Origin of the sequence: Streptomyces sp. NPDC001568, from assembly GCF_042893755.1 — a bacterium.
Classification (GTDB): domain Bacteria; phylum Actinomycetota; class Actinomycetes; order Streptomycetales; family Streptomycetaceae; genus Streptomyces.
Map to the genome: position 1 here is coordinate 86,608 of NZ_JBIAVF010000017.1, position 23,924 is coordinate 110,531.

Sequence of the window (23,924 nt, forward strand, 5' to 3'; positions counted from 1 at the left end):
CATCCGACCCCAACGGCACTGTCGTGAAAGGAGATCGCGCACAATACAACCGTGTTCGGTGAGTACTCGGTCAACGACAATCAGGCAGACTCCGCAGGCGGGGGCCCTGCGCCAGACTCTGGCGCCGTGCCGGGAAACCTGCCGCCGGAAACGGCGAGCTTCGTCGGCCGGGACGGTGAACTCACCGCTCTCGGAGCACTTCTGGGCGATCGGAGGCTGGTCACCCTGACCGGCGTGGGCGGCGTCGGCAAGTCCCGCCTGGCCCTGCGCGCCGCCGCCGACCGCCGCCAAGCCCGGCCCGACGGCGTCTGGTGGGTGGAGCTCTCCCCGCTGCGCGACCCGAAGCTGCTCACCACCACCGTCGCCCACGCCGTCGGGCTGGCCGACCACTCCGCCCACTCCCTCGACGAGGAACTGTGCGCGTGGATGGCCGACAAGGAACTCCTGCTCGTCCTCGACACCTGCGAACACCTGGTCCCCGCCGTCCGCCACCTGGTGGCCGAACTCCTGCAATCGGCGCCCGGGTTGACGGTTCTGACCACCTCCCGGGAGCGGCTGGACTCCCCCGGCGAGACCGTCGTCGACGTACGACCGCTGCCCTGCGAGGGACCCGACAGCGACGCCCTCGCCCTCTTCCGGGCCCGCGCCACGGCCGCCACCGCGCGCGCCGCCGACATCTTCGACGACCCCGGCCGGACCGAGATCGCCGCCGAGGTGTGCCGTCGGCTGGACGGGATCCCGCTCGCCCTGGAGCTCGCCGGGGCCCGGATGCGGCTGTGGTCGCTGGAGCAGGTGGCGCAGCGACTGGGGGCGCGGTTCGACCTGCTCGCCGACACCCGCGCCGTACTGCTCCCCCGGCACCGGACCATGCGCACCGCCATCGGCTGGAGCCACGAGCTGTGCGAGCCCGTGGAACGGCTGCTGTGGGCCCGACTGTCGGTGTTCACCGGGGACTTCGACGTGGCCGCCGCCCGGGCCGTGTGCGCCGGCGGCCCGCTCGCCGCGGCCCGGGTGGAGCGGGTCCTGGACGGCCTGGTCGCGAAGTCCGTCGTACGGCGCTCCGACGAGCGCGGCGCGGGGGCCCGTTACCGGATGCTGGACACCATCCGCGAATTCGGCCACGACTGGCTGGCCGAACTGGGCGAGGTACGGACCGTCGCGGACCGGCACGCCCACTGGTACGGGGCCCTCTCCCAGGCCGCCGAACGGGGCTGGATGGGGCCCGGCCAGGTGGACTGGTACCGCAGGATGACCGCCGAGCACGCGCAGCTGCGCACGGCCCTGGACCACCTGCTCGGCACGGATCCCGACGCCGCCCTGGAGATGGCCGGGGCCCTGTGGTTCTTCTGGTTCGCGTGCGGGCACGTGCACGAGGGCCGCGGCTTCCTGGAACGCGCCCTGGACGGCGGGCCGCCGGACGGAGCCGGTCACGTCCAGGCCCTGTGGGCGCTCGGGCTGACGGCCCTGCTCCAGGGCGACATGGCCGAAGCACAGGATCTCGGCGCGCGGTGCGGCCGGGAGGCGGACGCCCTCGCCGACCCGGAGCGGGAGCTGCGCGCGGCCTACCTGCGGGCGGTGTCGGTCCTGATGCCGGGCGACCCGGAGACGGCGCTCGCCCTGGCCGGCCCCCGGGCGCGGGCGGGCCGCGGCGGGCGCACCAGCGGGACGGGTTGGTTGCTGTGCCGGCTGGCCACCGGCTACGCCCTGTGCGACCTCGGGCGCTTCGAGGAGGCAGCCGACGAGGCGCGCGGGCTGCGGGAGGCGTGCGCGGAACTCGGTGAGCGGTGGCTGCGGGCCTACGCGGACTACATCCTGGCCGTGTCGGCGCTCGGACTCGGCCACCACGGCGAGGCCGCCCGCTACGTACGGTCCATGCTCTCGGGCAAGCGGCTGCTGGGCGACCGCTTCGGCATCGCGCTGGGCCTGGACGTCCTCGCGGCGGCCGTGGCGGCCCTCGGGGACGGGGAACTGGCGGCACGGCTGCTCGGCACCGGGCACGCCTGGTGGCGCACGGTGGGCAGGCCGCAGATGGGCGGGTCGCCCTCGCTCACGGCCTTGCGGGACCGGGGCGAGCGGCAGGCCCGCGCGGCGATCGGGGACGCGGCGTACGAGAGCGCGTTCCTCGGCGGCACGGCGGCGCCCACCGGCTGACCGGCAGCCGGTGAGCGGCGTAACTCGGGGGCTCCCGTCAGTACGGGAGGGGTCTGCCCGACGGGGTACGCAGATCCAGGTCTCGGGGGGCGGGCTTGGGGACGGGCTTGCGGATCAGCTGCTGGCGCATGCTGCCTCCTCGCTCAGACCAGGGCCGGGCGACGGGGTTCCACCGTCCGGCCTTCGGGGAGCAGTTCACCGGTGTCATCGAAAAGCACCACGCCATTGCACAGCAGGTTCCAGCCCTGTTCGGGGTGGGAGGCCACGGTGCGGGCAGCGTCATGATCGGCGCTGTCGGCGGGCGGGCAGGGGGGCTGGTGGGAGCACATTGGCGCACCTCCTCGCAGAGTGGGGCGGGAGGGCCGGTGGTCACCCGGTCGAATCCGCGATCCACGGTGGCGGTGAGTATTACTGATCGCCGCCCCCGGACGGAACCCATATTCGCGGTCCAGTTCAGGGTGTGTATGCCCGCTTACCATGCGCTCATGCCCGCTATCCGGATCATTCACCGCACACCGCTCCCGCCGGCCGAGGCCTGGCGGCGGCTCACGGACTGGGAACGGCACGGCGCACAGGTTCCGCTCACCCGGACGATCATCGAGACGGAGCCTCCGACGCACGTCGGAACGCGGTTCACGGCGCGCACGGGGGTGGGCAGGATCACCTTCGACGACCCGATGGAAGTCGTCCGCTGGCAGCCGCCCGCGGCTCCTGCCGCCGGACTGGTCCGGCTGGAGAAGCGCGGGCGGGCGGTGACCGGCTGGGCGGAGATCGAGGTCCGCCCGCTCCCCGGCGGGGGTACGGAGGCCCACTGGCGCGAGGACCTGCGCGTACGGGGCCTGCCGCGGCTGCTCGATCCGCTGACGGCAGCGGCGGGCCGCGTCCTGTTCACCCGCGCGCTGACCCGCCTCCTCTCCCCCGACGGCCGCTGACGCGGCGGCCGGGCCGGCTAGCGGATCGGCATCCCGGAGAGCGTCCTCGCGATCACCAGCCGCTGGATCTCGCTGGTCCCCTCGAAGATCGTGTAGATCGCGCTGTCCCGGTGCATCCGCTCCACCGGGTACTCCCGGGTGAATCCGTTGCCGCCGAGGATCTGCACGGCCTGCGCGGTGACCTTCTTGCACATCTCGCTCGCGAACAGCTTGGACATCGAGCCCTCGGCCGAGGTGAACGGCTTGCCCGCGACCGCCATCCAGGACGCCCGCCACACCAGCAGCCGGGCCGCGTCGATCTGCGTGCGCATGTCCGCGAGCTGGAAGGCGACGCCCTGGTTGTCGATGATCGGGCGGCCGAACTGGGTGCGGGTCCTCGCGTAGTCGAGGGCCACCTCGTACGCGGCGCGGGCCGTGCCGACGGCCATCGCGCCGACCGCGGGCCGGGAAGCCTCGAAGGTGGCCATGGCGGCGTTCTTCACCCGCTCCCCACCGCCCGCCGCCGCCCGCTCGCGGGCCCGCGCCAGCCGCTCATCCAGCTTGTCCTTGCCGCCGAGCAGGCAGGAGCCCGGGATCCGGCAGTCCTCCAGGACCACTTCCGCCGTGTGCGAGGCGCGGATGCCGTGCTTCTTGAACTTCTGCCCCTGCGAGAGGCCCCGGGTGCCGGGCGGGACGATGAAGGAGGCGTGCCCCTTGGTCCCGAGTTCGGGGTCGACCACGGCCACCACGATGTGGACGTTGGCGATGCCGCCGTTGGTCGCCCAGGTCTTGGTGCCGTTCAGCACCCACTCGTCGGTGGCCCGGTCGTACACCGCGCGGGTGCGCATGGCGCCGACGTCGGAGCCGGCGTCCGGCTCGGAGGAGCAGAAGGCGGCGACCTTGACGTCGTCGGGAGTGCCGTACATCTGGGGTATCCAGGTGCCGATCTGCTCCTCGGTGCCGTTGGCGACGACGCCGATGGCCGCGAGGCCGGTGCCGACGATCGACAGGGCGATGCCCGCGTCACCCCAGAAGAGCTCCTCCATCGCCATCGGGATGCCGAGGCCGGTGGGGTCGAAGAACTGCTGGGCGTAGAAGTCCAGGGAGTAGATGCCGACCTTGGCCGCCTCCTGGATGACGGGCCACGGAGTCTCTTCGCGCTCGTCCCATTCGGCGGCCGCGGGGCGGATCACGTCGGCCGCGAAGCCGTGGATCCAGTCGCGCACCTGCTTCTGGTCGTCGTTGAGCTCCATGGTGAACTCCGCCATGTCCCCTCCAGCTGTCTCACGTGGCCACCAGCGAAGTTACTGCCGGTAACCTGAACAATGGCCACAGTCTGTTACCGGCCGGTAAGCACTGTCAAGCACCGCCGGTTCGATCGCGAGGGTGTGCGGGGTGTTACGTTGCGTGGGCGTCACGCACATCGCAAGGGCGGGGAGAGAAACACGTCATGCAGACCACTCAGCAGGCCGGCGAGCCGGGAGCGGCGGACCGCCGCCGGCGGGAGCTGCTGGAAGCGGCCGACCGCGTCGTACTTCGGGACGGCCCCAAGGCCTCCATGAACGCCATCGCGGCCGAGGCCGGCATCACGAAGCCGATCCTCTACCGCCACTTCGGGGACAAGGCGGGCCTCTACCAGGCCCTCGCCGTCCGGCACACCGACGCCCTTCTGGACTCGCTGCGGGCCGCGCTCGACGCCCCCGCCGAACGGCGCCGCCGGGTCGAGGCCACGCTCGACACCTACCTCGCCGCCATCGAGGCCCGTCCCCAGGTCTACCGGTTCCTGATGCACCCGGCCGAGGACTCCCCGAGCCCCGAGCGCGGCTTCGACGTGGGCCTGCACTCGGCCCCCCTGCTGCGCCGGCTCGGCGAGGAACTGGCCCAGGTCGTCGGCGAGCGGGTCGACCTCGGCCCGGGCGGCGAACGCCTGGCCCGGATCTGGGGCCACGGCATCGTCGGCATGATGCACGCGGCCGGGGACTGGTGGCTCGGCGAGCGCCCCTGCGACCGGGCCGAACTGGTCACGGGCCTCACCGACCTGCTGTGGGGCCGCCTCGCCACCGCGGGCAACCGCGCGGACGGCCCCGGGTTCTGAACATCCGTCAGGGCGCGGAGCCGGCCCCGGCTCCGTCGCGGGACGCCGGCGCGCCCCACGGCGCCTTGCGGATCGCCCGCCGGAGCCGCCTGGCCCGCAGCCCGGTGACCCGGTCCGCGTAGACCGTGCCGTCGAGGTGGTCGCACTCGTGCTGGAGGCAACGGGCGAAGAACCCGGTGCCCTCGATGCGCACGGGCGACCCGTCGGAGGTGACGCCCTCGACGACCGCGCGGTCGTGACGCACGGTTCCCGCCTCCAGCCCGGGCAGCGACAGGCAACCCTCGGGGCCGCGGTACTCGTCGCCGTCGGCGGCCACCAACCGCGGGTTGACGACGTGCCCGACATGGCGCACGTCCTCGTCGTCCGGGCAGTCGTAGACGAACACGCGCTGCCCGACACCGACCTGGTTCGCGGCGAGGCCGACGCCCTGGGCCGCGTACATCGTCGCGAACATGTCCTCGATGAGACGGTCGAGCTCCGGGCCGAAGGCGGTGACCTCCGCGCAGGCGGAATGGAGCACCGGATCGCCCAGCAGGCTCATGGTGCGGACGAGTCCGGTGGTACCGGGAAGGGGGCGCTGTCGCATGGCCGTAAGGGTACGACGGGCGAATATATGAGGAGATCCGCGGCAGCCTGGGGGCGCCGCGGTCAAGGCCACGGCCGGTACTGGATAGGCTGGGGCCGACCGACGCAAGGAGGACAAGGGACGATGGCAGGCAACACGGAGCCGCTTTCGCCGCGGGCCAAGCTGGCCGTGACGGCGGGCAAGGCCGCGGCGGCGGTGTCGCGGGCCGCGGGACGCGGAAGCGGATCGGTAATCGGTGGCAAGGTCGCACTCAGGCTGGACCCCGATCTTCTCGGCGCGCTGGCGCAGCACCTCGACGTCGTCCTCGTGTCCGCGACGAACGGCAAGACCACGACGACCCGCCTGATCGCGGAGGCCCTGCGGGCCGCCGGTCCGGTCGTCTCCAACGCGCTGGGCGCCAACATGCCGGCGGGCATCACCTCGGCCCTGGCCGGCGGCTCGGACGCCAAGTACGGCGTCATCGAGGTCGACGAGAAGTACCTGGCCGGAGTGGCCCGGGACGTCACCCCCAAGGTGATCGCCCTGCTCAACCTCTCCCGCGACCAGCTCGACCGGGCGGCGGAGACCCGCATGCTCGCCGAGAAGTGGCGCGAGGGCCTGGAGGGCTCGAAGGCGGTCATCGTCGCGAACTGTGACGACCCGCTGATCGTGTGGTCGGCCTCCTCCTCGCAGAACGTGGTGTGGGTCGCCGCCGGCCAGGAGTGGAAGGACGACGCCTGGTCGTGCCCCTCCTGCGGTGGCGTGATGCAGCGCCCCGGCGACGACTGGTTCTGCGCCGAGTGCGGTTTCCGCCGGCCGACCCCGAGCTGGGTCCTCTCCGGCGACCACGTGCTGGACCCGCACGGTTCGGCCTGGCCGATCCACCTCCAGCTGCCCGGCCGCGCCAACAAGGCCAACGCCGCCCAGTCCGCCGCCGTGGCCGCCGTGTTCGGCGTGCCGCCGCAGGTCGCGCTGGAGCGCATGTACCAGGTGCAGGCGGTGGCCGGCCGGTACGACGTCGTCAACTTCATGGGGCGCGAGCTGCGGCTGCTGCTCGCGAAGAACCCCGCGGGCTGGCTCGAAACGTTTTCGCTGATCGACCCGCCGCCGACCCCGGTGATCCTGTCGGTGAACGCGCGCGGCGCGGACGGCACCGACACCTCCTGGCTGTGGGACGTCGACTACCCGCGCCTGGCCGGTCACCCGATCTTCGTGATCGGCGACCGCAAGCTGGACCTGGCGGTCCGCCTGGAAGTCGCGGGACTGGACTTCCGGGTGTGCGAGACCCTCGACGAGGCCGTGCAGTTGGCGCCGCCCGGACAGATCGAGCTGATCGCGAACTACACCGCCTTCCAGGACGTGCGCCGCCGCGTCGGCAACTAGCCCCCGTCAGAAACGCAGAGGACAAGAGCATGAGCGACAACAGCCTGCGTCTGGTGTGGGTCTACCCCGACCTGCTCAGCACGTACGGAGACCAGGGCAACGCCCTCGTCGTGGAGCGCCGGGCGCGCCAGCGCGGCCTGGACGTGCAGCGCGTGGACGTGCGCAGCGACCAGCCCATCCCCACGTCGGGCGACATCTACCTGATCGGCGGCGGTGAGGACCGGCCCCAGCGGCTGGCCGCGGAACGCCTGCTGCGCGACGGCGGCCTGGAGCGGGCCGTCTCGAACGGGGCGATCGTCTTCTCGGTGTGCGCCGGGTACCAGATCCTCGGCCAGGAGTTCGTCAACGACGTCGGTCAGCGCCAGGAGGGCCTCGGCCTGCTGGACGTCGTGACGGTGCGCGGCGAGGGCGAGCGGTGCGTCGGTGACGTGCTCGGGGACATCGACCCGCGCCTGGGCCTGCCGCAGCTGACGGGCTTCGAGAACCACCAGGGCGTCACCCACCTCGGTCCGACGGCCCGCCCGTTCGCCCGGGTGAGCATGGGCCGCGGCAACGGCACCGGCGACGGCACCGAGGGCGCGTACAACGACACCGTCTTCGGTACGTACATGCACGGCCCCGTGATGGCCCGCAACCCGCTCATCGCGGACCTGCTGCTGAAGCTGGCCCTCGACGTGAACGCGCTGCCGGCCATAGACGACCGTTGGTACGAGGCGCTGCGCGCCGAGCGCATCGCGGCGGCCACGCAGCCCGCGTAACGCGCGGCCGCGCCGTACCGCACGCCGGGCCCGGATCCCCCCTCGGGGGATCCGGGCCCGGCGTGCGTTCGTTCGTACGATTGATCGGACCAGCATGTGGAGGATGGTTCAGTCCATCGCGGATCCGCTTGTAGGGTGACGGGTAGTTCCAACCGGACGACGTGGTCCGGTCGTCGGCCCACGTTGCAAAGGTTCTTCCTGCCATGCGCATTGGTGTGCTCACTTCCGGAGGCGACTGCCCCGGCCTCAATGCCGTCATCCGTTCCGTCGTACACCGCGCCGTCGTCGACCACGGCGACGAGGTGATCGGCTTCCACGACGGCTGGCGCGGCCTGCTGGAGTGCGACTACCGCAAGCTCGACCTGGACGCCGTCAGCGGCATCCTGGCCCGCGGTGGCACCATCCTCGGCTCCTCCCGCGTCCAGCCCGCGCACTTGCGCGACGGTGTGGAGCGGGCCCGCGGACACGTCGCGGACCTCGGCCTCGACGCCATCATCCCGATCGGCGGCGAAGGCACCCTGAAGGCCGCCCACCTGCTGTCGCAGGGTGGGCTGCCGATCGTCGGCGTGCCGAAGACGATCGACAACGACATCGCCTCGACCGACGTGACCTTCGGTTTCGACACGGCCGTGGGCGTCGCCACCGAGGCCCTGGACCGGCTGAAGACCACCGCCGAATCGCACCAGCGCGTCATGGTCGTCGAGGTCATGGGCCGCCACACCGGCTGGATCGCGCTGCACTCGGGCATGGCCGCCGGCGCGCACGCCATCGTCGTGCCGGAGCGGCCCTTCGACATCGACGAGCTGACGGCGATCGTCGGCGAGCGGTTCGAAGCGGGCAAGCGGTTCGCCATCGTCGTCGTCGCCGAGGGTGCCAAGCCGGCCGAGGGTTCGATGGCCCTGGAGCAGGGCGGCACGGACATCTACGGCCACGAGCGGTTCGCCGGCATCGGCAACCGGCTCGCCGTGGAGCTCGAGGAGCGCCTCGGCAAGGAGGCCCGTCCGGTGATCCTGGGTCACGTCCAGCGCGGCGGCACGCCCACCGCGTACGACCGGGTGCTCGCGACCCGTTTCGGCTGGCACGCGGTCGAGGCGGCGCACCGCGGCGAGTTCGGCATGATGACGGCCCTGCGCGGTACCGAGATCGAGATGGTTCCGCTCGCCGGCGCCGTGGAGACCCTCAAAACGGTGCCCGCCGAGCGGTACGACGAGGCCCAGACCGTTCTGTGATGTTTCCCCCCTTCTGAGGGTGCCCCCGGACGCGTTCGCGTCCGGGGCCCCCATTACTGTGGTGGAGCACCACGGTCAAGGGGAGTGAACAGATGGATCACAGCGGGCACGGCATGGACATGAACATGGACCTGCCGCCGTTCACTCTCGGGCGCGGGTTGGAGTTCTCCTTCGACGCCTTCTTCCTGTTCGCCTCGCTGGCCGGCCTCGCCCTCTACGCGTGGGGCGTCCTGCGGCTGCGTCGGCGCGGCGACGCCTGGCCGGTCGGCCGTACGGTCGCCTTCACCATCGGTGTGCTGACCGTGATCCTGGTGATGTGCACCAAGCTGAACGATTACGGCATGGTCATGTTCAGCGTGCACATGGTCCAGCACATGGTGATCAGCATGATCACCCCGATCCTGCTGCTGCTCGGCGCCCCGGTCACGCTGGCGCTGCGCGCGCTGCCGCCGGCCGGGCGCGGCCGCAAGGGCCCGCGCGAGCTGCTCCTGAAGCTGCTGCACAGCCGGTACATGCGGATCGTCACCCACCCGGCGTTCACCATTCCGATGTTCATCGCCAGCCTCTACGGTCTCTACTTCACCCCGCTCTTCGACTTCCTCATGGAGAGCCGGACCGGACACATCGCGATGATGGTCCACTTCCTCGCGGTCGGCCTGATCTTCTTCTGGCCGATCATGGGCGTGGACCCGGGCCCGCACCGCCCCGGCTACGTGATGCGGATGCTGGAACTGTTCGCGGGCATGCCGTTCCACGCCTTCTTCGGCATCGCCCTGATGATGGCCAGTGAGCCGATGATCAAGACGTACGCGAGCCCGCCGGCCTCCCTCGGCATCGACCCCCTGCTCGACCAGCAGTGGGGCGGCGGCATCGCCTGGGCCTTCAGCGAGATCCCCTCCGTCCTGGTCCTGATCGCCCTGGTCTACCAGTGGTACCACTCGGAGCAGCGGGCCGCGAAGCGCTCCGACCGGGCCGCCGACCGGGACGGCGACCAGGAGCTCGCGGCGTACAACTCGTATCTCGCCTCGCTCCAAGGGCGCGGCCAGTAGCGCGGGAGCGCCCTCCCGCGCCACCATGGGGCATGACAGGATCCGTTAAGGCGATGGCCGTCACGACCTTCGCCGCCCTGGTGGCCGTCTCCGCCTATTCCGTGGTCCTCGGCAGCAACGGCTGGCTGTGGTTCGGCTGGGTCGTGCTGGGACTGTTGACCCTCGGACTGGCCGCCTCGCGCAACGTCTGAGCGACCCGTCCGGCGGGGCCCGCCCGGCGCGGGTCCGTGCCCCGTCGTGCTGCGGGCTGCGCCCACCCCTCCTGCTCCGTGCCTGACTGTCCGTAGGATGGACGTGACCTTGAGGCATCGACGGGAGCTGCCCGGTGTTCTACCACTTGCTCAAGCACGTGCTGCTCGGCCCGCTGCTGCGGCTGCTGTTCCGGCCGCGGATCGAAGGACTGGAGAACATCCCCCCGGAGGGCGCCGCGATCATCGCGGGCAACCACCTCTCCTTCTCGGACCATTTCCTCATGCCCGCGATCCTCAAGCGGAGGATCACTTTCCTCGCGAAGGCCGAGTACTTCACCGGCCCGGGGATCAAGGGCCGGCTGACCGCCGCCTTCTTCCGCAGCGCCGGGCAGATCCCGGTGGACCGCTCCGGCAAGGACGCGGGCAAGGCCGCGTTGCGCGAGGGGCTCGGGGTCCTGGCCAAGGACGAGCTGCTCGGCATCTATCCCGAGGGCACGCGCTCGCACGACGGGCGGCTGTACAAGGGGAAGGTCGGGGTGGCGGCGATGGCGCTCGGCGCCGGCGTGCCGGTGGTGCCCTGCGCGATGGTGGGCACCTTCGAGATCCAGCCTCCCGGCCAGAAGATCCCGAAGGTCCGACGGGTCACGATCCGCTTCGGCGCCCCGCTGGATTTCTCCCGGTACGCCGGGATGGAGCGTGAGCGGGCGGTGCTGCGCGCCGTCACCGACGAGATCATGTACGCGATCCTCGGGCTCTCGGGCCAGGAGTACGTCGACCGGTACGCGGCCGAGGTGAAGGCCGAGGAGGAGAAGAAGCGGAAGAAGGCCCGGCGCCCGGGGCGCTGAGCCTTCTCCCTCACCTCACGTCAGTGCTTCCGGGGTCTCAACGGACGGCCGGGAGCTCCTCGCGCGCCGGCAGGTCCGAGCCGGCCGTCCGGTCGGCCGACTTCGCGGTGGCCGGGGCGGGCGGCACCGGGGTGGCGTGCGGAGCGCACGTCACGTCCTTCGCGTCGACCTTCCCGGTCAGCAGGTAGGTGTCGACCCGCGTGTTGATGCAGGGGTTCACCAGGCTGGTGACGCCGTGCGAACCGGCGTTCTTCTCGGTGATCAGGCGCGAGCCCGCCAGCCGCTTGTGCAGGGAGACCGCGCCCTTGTACGGGGTGGCCGCGTCCCGCTCGGACTGGACGATCAGCACCGGCGGCAGACCCCGCTTGGCGCCGACCTCGATCGGGGTGCTCTGCTTGGACTTCCAGGTCGCGCAGGGCAGGTTCATCCAGGCGTTGGACCAGGTCAGGAACGGGTACTTCTGGTGCAGCTTGGTGTTGTCGCGGTCCCACTTGGCCCAGCTGGTGGGCCACTTGGCGTCGGCGCACTCGACGGCGGTGTAGACGGCGTTGCCGTTCTCCGACGCCGCGTTGCCCACCGTGTCCGACATGTCCGGGGCGATCGCGTCGACCAGCGCCTGCGTGTCACCCGCGAGGTACGCGCTCCAGGTCTGGGCGACGGGCACCCAGGAGGAGTCGTAGTAGGGGGCGCCCTGGAAGAAGCCGATCAGCTCGGCCGGACCGACGATCCCGCCGATGGGGTTGGCCTTGGCGGTGGCGCGCAGCTCCTGGTACTTGGCCTCGACCTTGGCGCGGGTGTCGCCGATGTGGAAGACGGCGTCGTTCTTGGCGACCCAGTCCTGCCAGTCGTTCCAGCGCATCTGGAAGGCGACGTCCTGGCCCAGGTTGGCCTCGTACCAGATGTTGTCCTGGTCGGGGTCGACCACGCTGTCGACGATCATGCGGCGCACGTGGGTCGGGAACAGGGTGGCGTAGACCCCGCCCAGGTAGGTGCCGTAGGAGACGCCGAGGAAGTTCAGCTTCTGCTCGCCGAGGGCGGCCCGGATGACGTCCAGGTCGCGCGCGGTGTTGGGGGTGGTCATGTGCGGCAGCATCTCGCCGCTGCGCTCCTTGCAGCCGTCCGCGTACTCGGCGGCGAGCTTGCGCTGGGCGCGCTTGTCGGCCTCGTCGGAGGGGACCGGGTCGGCCTTGGGGGCCTTGACGAACTCCTGCGGGTCGACGCAGGAGATCGGCGCGGAGTGGCCCACGCCGCGGGGGTCGAAGCCGACGAAGTCGTAGGCCTTCGAGGTGTTCACCCACAGCGGGCTCTTGGTGGTGACCCGGCGCGGGAAGCGCATGCCGGAACCGCCGGGGCCGCCCGGGTTGTAGACGAGGGCGCCTTGGCGCTCCTCCTTGGTCCCGGTGCTGACGGCGCGGTCGACCGCGAGGTCGATGGTCTTGCCGAAGGGCTTCGTGTAGTCGAGCGGAACCTTGACCCAGCCGCACTGGATCGGCTTCTCGAAGCCCCAGTCGGCCGGACAGTCCTTCCAGTCGATGCCGGTCCGCGCGGCGCGCGCGGCGGCGATCCGTACCCCGACCGCCTCGGCGGATCCGTTGTCGCGGCCGGCCGGAGCCGCCGTGGCGGGCGTCGCGAGCAACAGGCCTGCGGCCAGTGCGCCGGTGACGAGTGTGGCGGCGCTCCCCAGCGCCGCGGTACGTATCACGTGGTTGGTCCCCTTGCGTAGGTGCCGCCATGGGCGGCGGGTCGGTCTGCCTCGATCTTGGGGTGCAAGGGGATCCTGCTGCCTGGCGCGTGCCCGGCGACAGTGCCCGGCCCGGTTCTTTGCCAACCCGATAACCGGAGAGGGCAGTACCGCTGACCGGTACCGGGTAGCGTCGCGCGGCCGAATTCACGCTCCGTCACCACCCGTACGTGCGCAGGGCGGCGTCCAGGAGCTCGCGCAGCCGCAGGGCGTCGGGGGCCAGGGCCGTCACCAGGACGGCCGGGCCGGCCAACGGGGTGGCCGCCGCGAACTCCCCCAGGACCGCGGCGGCCGGCGGCGCCGCGGCGAACGCCGGGTCCACGACGAGGAGCTGACCGAGCGCGCGGTGCCCGGCCAGTCCCGCCGGGCCGTCCCAACCGCCCGGGGCGCCGGGGCCGCAGGCGGTGTCCTGGTCGAGCAGGGGCCGGCCGCCCCGGGTGACGGTGAGCCGGCTGCGCAGCAGACCGGGGTCCTCGCCGCTGCGGCCCAACACCTGTTCCTCCCGCAGCACCAGCCGGGAGGCCGGAGCCAGTTCGGCCCGGGTGCGCACGCGCAGGTCGCTGCCGCGCACGGAGACCAGTTGCTCCGGGAGCCAGCGCACGGCCGCGTCCCCGGCCAGGGTCAGCAGTACGTCGTACCGCGCGGGCTCGCCGCCCCGGCCGGGCAGCGCCAGGGTGGCGGCCGCCGAGTGCAGGGCGAGGCGCGCGCCGGGTCCCGCCGCCGCCTCGACCGTGAGGTGGTCGCCGCCGAGGGGGGCGCTCATCGCGCCGACCAGCATCACCTCCGCTTCGCCCGCGCCGCCCCGGACGCGGCGCAGGGCGAGCGGCCCCTCCCCGGCCAGCAGCGGCAGGGCGGTGCCGCCCCGCCCGTCGGCGACGGCCTCGATGCGGGCGGTGGCCCACAGGCCGGTGGCGGGCGGGGCTGCGGCGGGAGGCGCCGGGGGCGGGGCGCCGGCGGGCGCGGGGGTCACCGTACGACCCAGGCCGCGATCCGCTCGCGCACCCAGGCGGCCACCGGGGCCACGCCTTCCGGGCCGCGCAGGGACTGGAAGGTGACGGGCAGGTCGCCGCGCTGGTCGGCGGCGTCGCGGGCCATCCGGCCGAGGTCGGAGCCGACGTGCGGTGCGAGGTCGGTCTTGTTGACGACCAGCAGGTCGGCGGTGGTGACGCCGGGGCCGCCCTTGCGGGGGATGTCGTCGCCGCCGGCCACGTCGATGACGAAGATCTGGGCGTCGACCAGGCCCCGGGAGAAGGTGGCGGTGAGGTTGTCCCCGCCGGACTCGACGAGGATCAGGTCCAGGGGGCCGCTGTGCCGGAAGGCCTCCTCCAGCTCCTCGACGGCCTCCAGGTTGGCGGAGATGTCGTCGCGGATCGCGGTGTGCGGGCAGGCCCCGGTCTCGACGGCGGCGATCCGCTCGGGCGGCAGGACCGCCTCGCGGAGCAGGAACTCGGCGTCCTCCCGCGTGTAGATGTCGTTGGTGACGACGGCCATGGACAGTTCGGTGCGCAGGCTCCGGCAGAGGGCGGCGACGGTCGCGGTCTTCCCGGAGCCGACGGGCCCGCCGAGGCCGATCCGCAGGGCCCGCCTGCTGCCGTCGGCGCGCACCGGGGCGGCGCTGTGGGTGTGCCGGTGGCTGTGGGTCAGTTCGTGGTCGAGGTGCACGGGGGTGACTCCTTCGAAGTGGTCAGGAAGCGAAGAGGCGTACGGGCCAGGCGGCATGGGCCTCGGCGGCGATGTCCAGCAGGACCGACGAGGCCGCGGGCAGCGCCCCCGTACCCCCGGCGTCGGCCAGCAGGGCGGCCTCGGCCGCCCGCGCGGCGACGTCGTCCAGCTCGGGGGCCAGCCGGGCCAGCACCCCGCTCGCCTCGAAGGGGTCCAGGCCCAGCAGGCGTACCGTGGCGGTGGCGGGCCCGCTGACGCTCTCGTACGCCGCCACGTGCGCGGCCTCCAGCGGTCCGAGACCGGCGGCCCGGGCGGCGACGCCCAGCACCACCGGCTGGTGCGCCCCGCGCGGGAAGGCGGCGGCCAGCGCCTCCAGTTCGGGGTCCGGCCAGGTGGCGCGGGCGGCGCGCAGCAGTTGCCGCCCCAGGCGGCGCGCGGCGGTGCGCAGCGCGGGCGAGGGGGTTCGTGCGTCGGCGGCCTCGTCGAGTGCGGCGGGGTCCAGGCCGAGGGCCGCGGCGGCGGCGAGCCCGGCGCAGGTGAGGCCGGTGGTGTGCAGCCGGCCCCGGCAGAACGCCGCGAGGGTGGCGGCGTCGTGGATGCGTCCGGCCTTGCAGGCCGCCTCCGCCCCGCCGGAGTGCGCGTGGCCTCCGGCGGGGAAGCGGCCGTCCGCGAGGACGAGCAGTGCGGCGAGGCTCACCTCAAAAGCTCCCGCGTCGTGGTGTGTCGTCCCATCAGAAGAGGAAGTAACGCTGGGCCATGGGCAGTTCCCGGGCGGGCGCGGGTTCCACGACCTCGCCGTCGATGGAGACGGTGAAGGTGTCGGCGTCGACCTCCACCCTCGGCATGGCGTCGTTGTTGCGCATGTCCGCCTTGCCGACCTTGCGGGTGTTCTCGATCGCCGTGAACTCCTTGCCGAGTCCGAGCCGTTCGGGCAGTCCGTCCGCGAGGGCGGCCTCGGAGGTGAAGTTGAGGGAGTTCAGCGCGGGCGCCCTCCCGTGGCCGCCGAACATGGGTCGGGGCAGCACGGGCTGGGGCGTGGGGATCGACGCGTTGGCGTCGCCCATCTGGGCGTGGGCGATCTGGCCGCCCTTGATGACGACGTCGGGCTTGACGCCGAAGAAGGCGGGGTCCCACAGCACGAGGTCGGCGAGCTTGCCGGGCTCGACGGAGCCGACGTCGCGGGAGAGCCCCTGGGCGACGGCAGGGTTGATCGTGTACTTGGCGACGTAGCGGCGGGCCCGGTGGTTGTCGGCGGGGCCGTCGCCGGGCAGGAAGCCGCGACGCTTCTTCATCACGTGGGCGGTCTGCCAGGTGCGCATGACCACTTCGCCGACCCGTCCCATGGCCTGGGAGTCGGAGGAGATGATGGAGATGGCTCCGAGGTCGTGCAGGACGTCCTCGGCGGCGATGGTCGAGGGTCTGATCCGCGATTCGGCGAAGGCGAGGTCCTCGGGAACGGCCGGGTTGAGGTGGTGGCAGACCATCAGCATGTCGAGGTGTTCCTCGATGGTGTTGACGGTGTGCGGCCGGGTCGGGTTGGTGGAGCTGGGAAGGATGTTCGGCTCGGAGACGACGGTGATGATGTCGGGGGCGTGCCCGCCGCCCGCGCCCTCGGTGTGGTACGAGTGGATGGACCGGCCGGCGATGGCGGCGAGGGTGTCCGCGACGAATCCGGCTTCGTTGAGGGTGTCGGTGTGGATGGCGACCTGGGCGCCGGTCTCGTCGCAGACGCTCAGGCAGGCGTCGATGACGGCGGGGGTGGCCCCCCAGTCCTCGTGGATCTTGAACCCGAGGGCGCCGCCGCGCAGTTGGGAGTACATGCCCTCGCGGGACATGGTGTTGCCCTTGCCGAGCAGGCCGATGTTGACGGGGTGGGCCTCCAGCGCGGCGAACATCCGGGCGAGGTGCCAGGGGCCGGGGGTGACGGTGGTGGCCTTGGAGCCCTCGGCGGGGCCGGTGCCGCCGCCGACGAGGGTGGTGATCCCGGAAGCGAGGGCCTCGTCGATGACGGTCGGGGAGATGAAGTGCACGTGCGCGTCGATGGCGCCGGCGGTGACGATCTTCCCGTTGCCCGCGATGATCTCGGTCTCGGGGCCGATGACCAGGGCCGGGTCCACCCCGTCCATGGTGTCGGGGTTGCCGGCCTTGCCGAGGGCGCTGATGCGGCCGTCACGGATGCCGATGTCGGCCTTGACGATGCCCCAGTGGTCGAGGACCACCACTCCCGTGATCACCGTGTCGGGGGCTCCCTCGGCGCGGGTGGTGCGGGCCTGGCCCATGGATTCGCGGATGACCTTGCCGCCGCCGAAGACGGCCTCGTCGCCGGAGCGGGCGGGGCCGCCGCTGAGGTCCTGTTCGATCTCCACGAAGAGGTCGGTGTCGGCGAGTCGGATCCGGTCGCCGGCCGTCGGCCCGAAGAGGCGTGCGTAGGCCTGGCGCGAGAGCTCAGCCATCGAGCGGCCCTCCGGTCTCCCCGCGCAGTCCGGGGACCTGCCGCAGGCCGCCCAGCGGTACGAGTTCCACGGCGACCGGGATGCCCGGCTCGAAGCGGACGGCGGTTCCGGCGGCGATGTTGAGGCGCAGTCCGTGCGCGGCCCGCCGGTCGAAGTCGAGGCCGGGGTTGGCCTCGGCGAAGTGGTAGTGCGAGCCGACCTGGACGGGCCGGTCGGCGGCGTTGAGCACGGTGACGCGGGTGACGGGTCGGCCTTCGTTGAGGCGCACCGGACCGTCCCCGTAGGCGATTTCCCCCGGGATCATGCGGTACTCCCCCTCAGACGATCGGGTCGTGGACGGTGACGAGCTTGGTGCCGTCCGGGAAGGTCGCCTCGACCTGGACGTCGTGGATCATCTCGGGGATCCCCTCCATGACCTCGTCGCGCCGCAGGACGGTCCGGCCGGAGGCCATGAGCTCGGCCACGGTCCTTCCGTCGCGGGCCCCTTCGAGGAGGTGCGAGGTGATGAGTGCGATCGCCTCGGGGTGGTTCAACAGGAGGCCCCGCGCCTTCCGCTTCTCGGCCACGTCGGCAGCGACGTGGATGAGGAGTCTCTCTTGTTCATGTGGTGTCAGTCGCACACGTATCACCAAGCTTCCAGGACATGATCAACATCGCGCCGGGACGACCGTAGCCGCCTTCAACGCTTTGTTGACCTGCGCATATCCGTGCCAAGCAGGTCTTGCCCAACGCGGGAAGAGGCTTTCCGCGCCCATCACCGTCGCTTTGCCGGACCATGGGTGATCATTGACGGAAGGCCGTGGCCCTCACGGTAGGGCGCGCTCTTTTCCGCCGGGTTAACGCACGTTTCGACGAAGCACCCGCTTCGGCGCGGGAGGCCCCCCGGACCGGCTTCCGTATACGGCCGGGACGCGGGACGCGGGGAGAGTCGTTCCTCGACCCCCGGTGCGGCGCATCACCCGGACGTCCCGGCCCCCTACCGCGTCGCGGAGTTCCGGTCGGCGGGTGCGGGCATGCGCCGGGCGTCGACGCCACGCAAGAGCCCGGACGGTACGTCGGGTGTGGCGCGGGCGGGCGCGCCCCCGCCCTGCGGTCGGGGCGCGGCGGAGCCCGTCAGCACCCTCGGGCGATCCCGGCCGCCGGCGCGTCGACGGGGCGCCAGGGCAGCGCGATCCACACGGTCTTGCCGCCGTCCTCGGTCGGGCTGACCGAGAGCCGGCCTCCCGCCTCGGCGGCCAGCCAGCGGATGATGACCATGCCGCGACCGTTGTCCTGCTGGACGGCGGCCGGGAGCCGCTTGGGCCAACGGGGGTGACTGTCCGTCACGCCGATGCGCAGCCATTCCTCGCGCTCCAGGCGGACGTCGACGGTGAAGGTGGGCGACTTGCCGAAGGTGTGCTGCACGGAGTTGGTGGCGAGTTCCGAGACGATCAGCCGGACGCTGTCCGCGGTGACGTCGTCCTCGGGCAGGCCCCACACGCTCAGCACCTCCGCCACCCAGCGGCGGGCGGCGGCGACCGAGACCGGCTCGCTCGGCAGAGTGACGGATGCTTCCTGGTGATCTGCCATGGCGACGTCCCTTTCCCACCGGGACGGAGCCGTCCCGGATCTACGCTGAGCGCCAGAGTGACACCCATCGTGCCGCCGAATCCGCAGATCCCCCAAGATATGCATATATCTGTCGCTCGATGCGGTGAACTCTGCTACGGAAGAGCGTATTTGGACGGCAGACTGGTGCGAGCTGTGCCGGTGGAAGGAGAGCGGGTATGCAGCACGGTCCCGCGGTGCGTCGGCGCAAGCTCGGCGAGGAACTGCGTTCCCTTCGCGACCGATCCGGGCTCACCAGTGGTGAGGTTGCCCGGATCGTGGGATGGCACCAGTCGAAAATCAGCCGCATCGAAACCGGTCGCAGTGGCGTGAAGGCGGAGGACATCCGGCTGCTCCTGGATGCCTACGGCGAGGTCGTGAGCGTCCAGCAACGGGCGCTGTTGGAGGCCCTGGGCGCTTCGGCGGCCGGCCCGGCCGCGGGTGCGGACACCGGGCGGGGGCGCCAGTGGTGGCACGACTACCGGGGGCTGCTGCCGCAGGAATACCGGGACTTCATCAGCCTGGAGGCCGGGGCCCGCGCCGCCCGGACGGTGGAACTCTCCGTGGTCCCGGGCCTGTTGCAGACCCCGGACTACGCGCGGGCCGTGACCAGGGCCGCGCTCGGGGGGCTGCCGGAGCCGAAGGTGGACGCACTGGTCGAGGTACGGCTGGCCCGGCAGGCGGTACTGCGGGCGGATCCGCCGCTGGAGCTGAGCGCGGTGCTGGACGAGGCGGTGCTGCGTCGTCAGATCGGGGGGCCGGGGGTGATGAAGGAACAGCTGGGGCACCTGATGGAGGTGGCGCGCCTGCCCCAAGTGCGGCTACAGGTACTGCCGTTCAGCGTGGGGGGACATCTCGGCCTCACCGGACCGTTCGTAATTTTCTCATTTCCGAGCATCGCCGATCTGGATGTGGTGGTACTCGACCATTTGACGAGTAGCCTCTATCTGGAGCGGAAGGAAGACCTGGACGCGTACAGCGCCGCGTTCCGCACCATCCAGGCGCACGCCCTCCCGCCCCGTGACTCGTCGGATCTCATCAGCTCCATCGCTGACGACGTGTAAGGAGGCACCCCCGTGTCCGCAACCCCCTTATCTACCAGCGGACTTCTGAACAGCGCGCGGTGGCGGCGGAGCAGCCGCAGCACCGGAATGAACAACTGCGTGGAAGCGGCCGCCCTCACCGGCGGCCTGCTGGCCGTCCGCGACTCCAAGCGGACGGACGGCCCGGCCGTGCTCTTCACCGGGCCGGCCTGGGACGGCTTCCTCGCATCCGTACGGGCGGACGGGCTGGACTGAACGGCCCGGCCCGGTGACCGGGTCCGGCTAGCCCCGTAGTGCCCGCGGGTCCGTGGCCCCCGCCGGAGCGGTCCGCAGGATCGTCTCCACGGCCCGACCGATCTCGTCCCCCGTGAGATCGGCGCGCGCCGTCAGCCGCAGCCGGGAAATGCCGTCCGGCACCGACGGCGGACGGAAGCACCCCACGGACAGACCTGCCTCGCGGCAGTCGGCGGCCCAGCGCAGTGCCGCCGAAGCCGACGGGGCCCGTACCGACACCACGGCCGCGTCCGGCCGGGCCGCGGTCAGGCCGGACGCGGTGAGCCGCTCGAACAGCAGGGCGGCCACCTCCCGGGCCCGGTCCGCGCGCTGCGGCTCCCGCCGGAGCAGTCGCAGGCTCGCCAGCGCCGCGCCCGTGGCGGCCGGCGCCAGCCCGGTGTCGAAGATGAACGTCCTGGCCGTGTTGACCAGGTGCCGGATCACCTTGGCCGGCCCCAGCACCGCGCCTCCCTGACTGCCCAGGGACTTCGAGAGGGTCACCGTCGCCACCACGTCCGGCGCACCGGCGAGACCGGCCGCGTGGAGCGCGCCCCGACCCCCCTCGCCCAGCACCCCGAGCCCGTGGGCGTCGTCCACGACCAGCGCCGCGCCCTCGGCTCGGCAGGCCGCCGCGTATCCGGCGAGCGGGGCGGCGTCCCCGTCGACGGAAAAGACGGAGTCGCTGACGAGGAGCGCGCGCCCGTCGTGTGCTGCGAGGGTCTTGCGGGCCGCCTGCGGCTCCCCGTGCGGGGTGACCGCGACCTCGGCGCGCGAGAGGCGACAGCCGTCGACGATCGAGGCGTGGTTGCCGGCGTCGGAGACGACGAGGGTGCCCCGGTCGCTCAGCGCCGTCACGGCGGCGAGGTTCGCGGCGTATCCGGACGAAAGGACCAGAGCGGCCTCGAAGCCGCAGAACGCCGCCAGTTCCCGCTCGAGCTCCGCATGAAGCTCGGTCGTGCCCGTCACCAGTCGGGACCCCGTCGCTCCCGCACCCCAGCGCTCCGCCGCCTCGCACGCGCCCCGGACGGTCTCCGGGTGCCGCGACAGACCCAGGTAGTCGTTACTCGCCAGGTCGAGCAGCGGCGAGGAGGCCGGCCTCGGACGCAGGGTCCGGACCAGCCCGGCCCGCTCACGTGCCCGTTCGGCTTCGTCGATCCAGGTGAAGACGTCCGAGGGCTCGGGGGCGTGTTCAAGCATCGGCGGGTCCTCGATTTTTTGTCGGCAGTCCACAGATCAGAAAGACCCTAGCCGCCGGACCCCGCGCGCCAGGTGTGGCGATACACACACTCCGTTCCGGCCATGTTGTTCATTCTCTCCTTGGCCGGGAGTGGTCGCGTGGTTCAGGATCAGCCTCATGGACCTGCTGAACACCTTGGTGGAAAAGGGACTGCGGCGCGAGCTGCCGACCCGCGAAGAGGCACTCGCCGTGCTGGCGACCTCTGACGACGACCTGCTCGACGTGGTGGCCGCTGCCGGCAAGGTGCGCCGCCAGTGGTTCGGGCGTCGGGTCAAGCTGAACTACCTGGTCAACCTGAAGTCCGGGCTCTGTCCCGAGGACTGCTCGTACTGTTCCCAGCGACTGGGATCGAAGGCCGAGATCCTCAAGTACACGTGGCTGAAGCCGGAGGAGGCCTCCGAGGCCGCGGCGGCCGGTGTCGCCGGCGGCGCCAAGCGGGTCTGCCTGGTGGCGAGCGGGCGCGGTCCGACCGACCGGGACGTGGACCGCGTCGGCAAGACGATCGCGGCCATCAAGGAGCAGAACGAGGGCGTCGAGGTCTGCGCCTGTCTGGGTCTGCTCTCCGACGGTCAGGCCGAGCGACTGCGCGACGCGGGCGCCGATGCCTACAACCACAACCTCAACACCTCCGAGGCCACCTACGGCCAGATCACCAAGACGCACACGTACGCGGACCGCGTCGACACCGTCCAGAAGGCCCACGCGGCGGGCCTGTCGGCCTGCTCGGGTCTGATCGCGGGCATGGGCGAGAGCGACGAGGACCTCGTCGACGTCGTCTACTCGCTGCGCGAGCTCGACCCCGACTCGGTACCGGTCAACTTCCTGATCCCGTTCGAGGGCACCCCGCTGGCCAAGGAGTGGAACCTCACCCCGCAGCGCGCCCTGCGGATCCTGGCGATGGTGCGCTTCGTCTGCCCCGACGTCGAGGTCCGACTGGCGGGCGGCCGTGAGGTCCACCTGCGCAGCATGCAGCCGCTGGCCCTGCACCTGGTCAACTCGATCTTCCTGGGCGACTACCTCACCAGTGAGGGCCAGGCGGGCCAGGCCGACCTCGACATGATCGCGGACGCGGGCTTCGAGGTGGAGGGCGCCGGTACGACGACCCTCCCGAAGCACCGTTCCGATGTCGCGGGCTCGGGTGCGGCGGCGGCCTCCTCGGGCAGCCCCTGCGGCTCCGGTGGCGGTTCCGGGTCCGTCTGCGGGTCCGGGTCCGCTTCGGCCTCCACCGCCGATTCCGGTGCGGCCGGGTGCGGTTCCGCCTGCGGAGGCTGCTCGGGTCACGCCGAGCCCGTCGCGGCCGCGGCGGCGTCCGGCGACGCCGCCGATGCCGCGCCCGTCCAGGCGGCTGCCGGCGAGGTGCGCCCGGAGCTGGTGGCCGTCCGTCGCCGCGGGACGGGAACGGACCTCGCCCCCAATGCCTGACGAGAACCACCCGTACCACCGGCCCGACCCGCTGCCGGCCGCCGAACTCCTGGCGCTCGACCGGCAGCACGTCTGGCACCCGTACGGTCCGATGCCGGGGCGGCAGGAGCCACTCGTCGTCGCCTCGGCATCGGGCGTCCGGCTGCGGCTGGGCGCCCCGGCCGAGGGGCGGGACGAGCTCGTCGACGGCATGTCCTCCTGGTGGTCCGCCATCCACGGCTACAACCACCCGGTGCTGAACGGGGCCGCGACGGCCCAGCTCGGCAAGATGTCGCACGTGATGTTCGGCGGGCTCACCCACGAGCCCGCCGTCCGGCTCGCGGCCAAGCTCGTCGAGATCACCCCGGCGGGCCTGGAGCACGTCTTCCTCTCCGACTCCGGTTCGGTCTCCGTCGAAGTCGCCGTCAAGATGTGCCTGCAGTACTGGCGTTCGCTGGGACGCACGGGCAAGACCCGGCTGCTCACCTGGCGCGGCGGCTACCACGGCGACACGTGGCAGCCGATGGCCGTCTGCGATCCCGAGGGCGGGATGCACGAGCTGTGGCAGGGCCACCTGCCCCGGCAGGTCTTCGCGGACGCCCCGACCGGGGACTTCGCCACGCCCGTGGACCCGGCGTACGCCGCCCACCTGCGGTCCCTGATCGCCGCGCACGCGGACGAGCTGGCCGCCGTCATCGTGGAGCCCGTCGTGCAGGGCGCGGGCGGCATGCGCTTCCACCACCCGGACCACCTGCGGGTGCTGCGCGAACTCTGCGACGAGTACGACGTCCTGCTGATCCTGGACGAGATCGCCACCGGCTTCGGCCGAACGGGCGCCCTCTTCGCCGCCGACCACGCGGGGATCACCCCGGACGTCATGTGCCTCGGCAAGTCGCTGACCGGCGGCTACCTGACGCTCGCGGCGACGCTGTGCACCTCCCGCGTGGCCGACGGCATCTCCCGGGGAGAGGTCCCGGTGCTCGCGCACGGGCCGACCTTCATGGGCAATCCGCTCGCCACCGCGGTCGCACTGGCCTCGATCGAACTGCTGCTCGGCCAGGACTGGGCGGCCGAGGTCAAACGCGTCGAAGCGGGCCTGCGCGAGGGCCTGGCCCCGGCGGCCGACCTGCCCGGGGTCCGGGACGTACGGGTGCTGGGCGCGATCGGCGTCGTCCAGCTGACGCACGAGGTTGACATCGCCGCCGCGACCCGGGCCGCGGTCCGGGAAGGCGTCTGGCTGCGCCCGTTCCGCGACCTGATCTACACGATGCCGCCGTTCGTCACCGACGACGCCGACGTGGCCCGCATCGGCCGTGCGGTCGTCGCGGCCGCGCGGGAAGGGTGAGGCGC

The 23,924-nt window shown here is 72.2% G+C and carries 25 protein-coding genes; 13 read left to right on the forward strand and 12 right to left on the reverse strand.

The window, feature by feature from the left end:
* Positions 1-126: 126 nt before the first annotated feature.
* Positions 127-2,151 carry an ATP-binding protein gene (locus tag ACFY0I_RS28545; protein ID WP_388901204.1) on the forward strand — a complete coding sequence of 675 codons (2,025 nt, stop codon included), beginning with the start codon at positions 127-129 and terminating at the stop codon, positions 2,149-2,151.
* A 143-nt stretch (positions 2,152-2,294) separates the two neighbouring features.
* Here the strand turns inward: ACFY0I_RS28545 and ACFY0I_RS28550 are convergent, their stop codons facing one another.
* A complete protein-coding gene (locus tag ACFY0I_RS28550) occupies positions 2,295-2,480 on the reverse strand; it encodes a DUF5999 family protein (protein ID WP_388901206.1) in 186 nt (61 codons plus the stop codon).
* Positions 2,481-2,636: 156 nt separating this feature from the next.
* On the opposite strand from ACFY0I_RS28550, the gene ACFY0I_RS28555 reads away from it, so the two are divergent.
* Positions 2,637-3,083 (forward strand): SRPBCC family protein, encoded by a 447-nt coding sequence (locus tag ACFY0I_RS28555; RefSeq protein WP_388901208.1) that lies wholly within the window; start codon positions 2,637-2,639, stop codon positions 3,081-3,083.
* A gap of 17 nt (positions 3,084-3,100) precedes the next feature.
* On the opposite strand, the gene ACFY0I_RS28560 is transcribed toward ACFY0I_RS28555, so the two are convergent.
* Positions 3,101-4,330 (reverse strand): acyl-CoA dehydrogenase family protein, encoded by a 1,230-nt coding sequence (locus ACFY0I_RS28560; RefSeq protein ID WP_388901210.1) that lies wholly within the window; start codon positions 4,328-4,330, stop codon positions 3,101-3,103.
* A gap of 182 nt (positions 4,331-4,512) precedes the next feature.
* Between ACFY0I_RS28560 and ACFY0I_RS28565 the strand changes: the two genes are divergently transcribed.
* A complete protein-coding gene (locus ACFY0I_RS28565) occupies positions 4,513-5,157 on the forward strand; it encodes a TetR family transcriptional regulator (protein WP_388901212.1) in 645 nt (214 codons plus the stop codon).
* Between the two features lie 7 nt (positions 5,158-5,164).
* Here ACFY0I_RS28565 and def read toward each other — a convergent pair whose 3' ends face one another.
* Entirely contained in the window at positions 5,165-5,743 is a 579-nt protein-coding gene (gene def / locus ACFY0I_RS28570) for a peptide deformylase (protein WP_388901214.1), read from the reverse strand.
* A gap of 123 nt (positions 5,744-5,866) precedes the next feature.
* On the opposite strand from def, the gene ACFY0I_RS28575 reads away from it, so the two are divergent.
* From ACFY0I_RS28575 to ACFY0I_RS28600, 6 genes are all read left to right on the forward strand, one after another.
* Positions 5,867-7,105, forward strand: coding sequence for a MurT ligase domain-containing protein (locus tag ACFY0I_RS28575; protein WP_281205252.1), 1,239 nt, complete (start codon positions 5,867-5,869; stop codon positions 7,103-7,105).
* 29 nt (positions 7,106-7,134) lie between these two features.
* The gene (locus ACFY0I_RS28580) at positions 7,135-7,863 is read left to right on the forward strand and encodes a type 1 glutamine amidotransferase (protein WP_385571609.1); all 729 of its coding nucleotides are present in this window, start codon (positions 7,135-7,137) and stop codon (positions 7,861-7,863) included.
* A gap of 203 nt (positions 7,864-8,066) precedes the next feature.
* The gene (locus tag ACFY0I_RS28585) at positions 8,067-9,092 is read left to right on the forward strand and encodes a 6-phosphofructokinase (RefSeq protein WP_388901216.1); all 1,026 of its coding nucleotides are present in this window, start codon (positions 8,067-8,069) and stop codon (positions 9,090-9,092) included.
* Between the two features lie 92 nt (positions 9,093-9,184).
* Positions 9,185-10,141: a cytochrome c oxidase assembly protein gene (locus ACFY0I_RS28590; RefSeq protein ID WP_388901218.1), complete on the forward strand. Its 957-nt coding sequence runs from the start codon at positions 9,185-9,187 to the stop codon at positions 10,139-10,141.
* 32 nt (positions 10,142-10,173) lie between these two features.
* Complete coding sequence (locus ACFY0I_RS28595; protein ID WP_388901220.1) at positions 10,174-10,332, forward strand: hypothetical protein; 159 nt, start codon at positions 10,174-10,176, stop codon at positions 10,330-10,332.
* Between the two features lie 134 nt (positions 10,333-10,466).
* Entirely contained in the window at positions 10,467-11,177 is a 711-nt protein-coding gene (locus ACFY0I_RS28600) for a lysophospholipid acyltransferase family protein (protein ID WP_388901222.1), read from the forward strand.
* Positions 11,178-11,214: 37 nt separating this feature from the next.
* Here the strand turns inward: ACFY0I_RS28600 and ACFY0I_RS28605 are convergent, their stop codons facing one another.
* From ACFY0I_RS28605 to ACFY0I_RS28640, 8 genes are all read right to left on the reverse strand, one after another.
* On the reverse strand, positions 11,215-12,879 hold the full coding sequence (locus ACFY0I_RS28605; RefSeq protein WP_388901224.1) for an alpha/beta hydrolase: 1,665 nt from the start codon (positions 12,877-12,879) through the stop codon (positions 11,215-11,217).
* A 196-nt stretch (positions 12,880-13,075) separates the two neighbouring features.
* Complete coding sequence (locus tag ACFY0I_RS28610; protein WP_388901226.1) at positions 13,076-13,888, reverse strand: urease accessory protein UreD; 813 nt, start codon at positions 13,886-13,888, stop codon at positions 13,076-13,078.
* Positions 13,885-14,580 carry an urease accessory protein UreG gene (gene ureG / locus ACFY0I_RS28615; protein WP_388901228.1) on the reverse strand — a complete coding sequence of 232 codons (696 nt, stop codon included), beginning with the start codon at positions 14,578-14,580 and terminating at the stop codon, positions 13,885-13,887. The genes ACFY0I_RS28610 and ureG overlap by 4 nt, the downstream gene beginning before the upstream one ends.
* A 22-nt stretch (positions 14,581-14,602) precedes the next feature.
* A complete protein-coding gene (locus ACFY0I_RS28620) occupies positions 14,603-15,277 on the reverse strand; it encodes an urease accessory protein UreF (RefSeq protein WP_388901230.1) in 675 nt (224 codons plus the stop codon).
* Between the two features lie 34 nt (positions 15,278-15,311).
* A complete protein-coding gene (locus ACFY0I_RS28625; protein WP_388901232.1) occupies positions 15,312-17,033 on the reverse strand; it encodes an urease subunit alpha in 1,722 nt (573 codons plus the stop codon).
* Positions 17,026-17,337, reverse strand: a complete 312-nt coding sequence (locus ACFY0I_RS28630; RefSeq protein WP_388901234.1) for an urease subunit beta — start codon at positions 17,335-17,337, stop codon at positions 17,026-17,028. Before ACFY0I_RS28630 ends, ACFY0I_RS28625 begins: the two co-directional genes overlap by 8 nt.
* Before the next feature lie 13 nt (positions 17,338-17,350).
* Positions 17,351-17,653 carry an urease subunit gamma gene (locus tag ACFY0I_RS28635; protein ID WP_388901410.1) on the reverse strand — a complete coding sequence of 101 codons (303 nt, stop codon included), beginning with the start codon at positions 17,651-17,653 and terminating at the stop codon, positions 17,351-17,353.
* A gap of 493 nt (positions 17,654-18,146) precedes the next feature.
* Complete coding sequence (locus tag ACFY0I_RS28640) at positions 18,147-18,602, reverse strand: ATP-binding protein (RefSeq protein ID WP_388901236.1); 456 nt, start codon at positions 18,600-18,602, stop codon at positions 18,147-18,149.
* A 197-nt stretch (positions 18,603-18,799) separates the two neighbouring features.
* On the opposite strand from ACFY0I_RS28640, the gene ACFY0I_RS28645 reads away from it, so the two are divergent.
* Positions 18,800-19,684, forward strand: coding sequence for a helix-turn-helix domain-containing protein (locus ACFY0I_RS28645; RefSeq protein WP_388901238.1), 885 nt, complete (start codon positions 18,800-18,802; stop codon positions 19,682-19,684).
* 12 nt (positions 19,685-19,696) lie between these two features.
* Entirely contained in the window at positions 19,697-19,918 is a 222-nt protein-coding gene (locus ACFY0I_RS28650) for a DUF397 domain-containing protein (RefSeq protein WP_388901239.1), read from the forward strand.
* Between the two features lie 27 nt (positions 19,919-19,945).
* Here ACFY0I_RS28650 and ACFY0I_RS28655 read toward each other — a convergent pair whose 3' ends face one another.
* Positions 19,946-21,133, reverse strand: a complete 1,188-nt coding sequence (locus ACFY0I_RS28655) for an 8-amino-7-oxononanoate synthase (RefSeq protein ID WP_388901241.1) — start codon at positions 21,131-21,133, stop codon at positions 19,946-19,948.
* Positions 21,134-21,290: 157 nt separating this feature from the next.
* Between ACFY0I_RS28655 and bioB the strand changes: the two genes are divergently transcribed.
* Both bioB and ACFY0I_RS28665 read left to right on the forward strand, forming a co-directional pair.
* Complete coding sequence (bioB, locus tag ACFY0I_RS28660) at positions 21,291-22,595, forward strand: biotin synthase BioB (protein WP_388901243.1); 1,305 nt, start codon at positions 21,291-21,293, stop codon at positions 22,593-22,595.
* Positions 22,588-23,919, forward strand: coding sequence for an adenosylmethionine--8-amino-7-oxononanoate transaminase (locus ACFY0I_RS28665; protein WP_388901245.1), 1,332 nt, complete (start codon positions 22,588-22,590; stop codon positions 23,917-23,919). Before bioB ends, ACFY0I_RS28665 begins: the two co-directional genes overlap by 8 nt.
* The last annotated feature ends 5 nt before the right edge of the window (positions 23,920-23,924 follow it).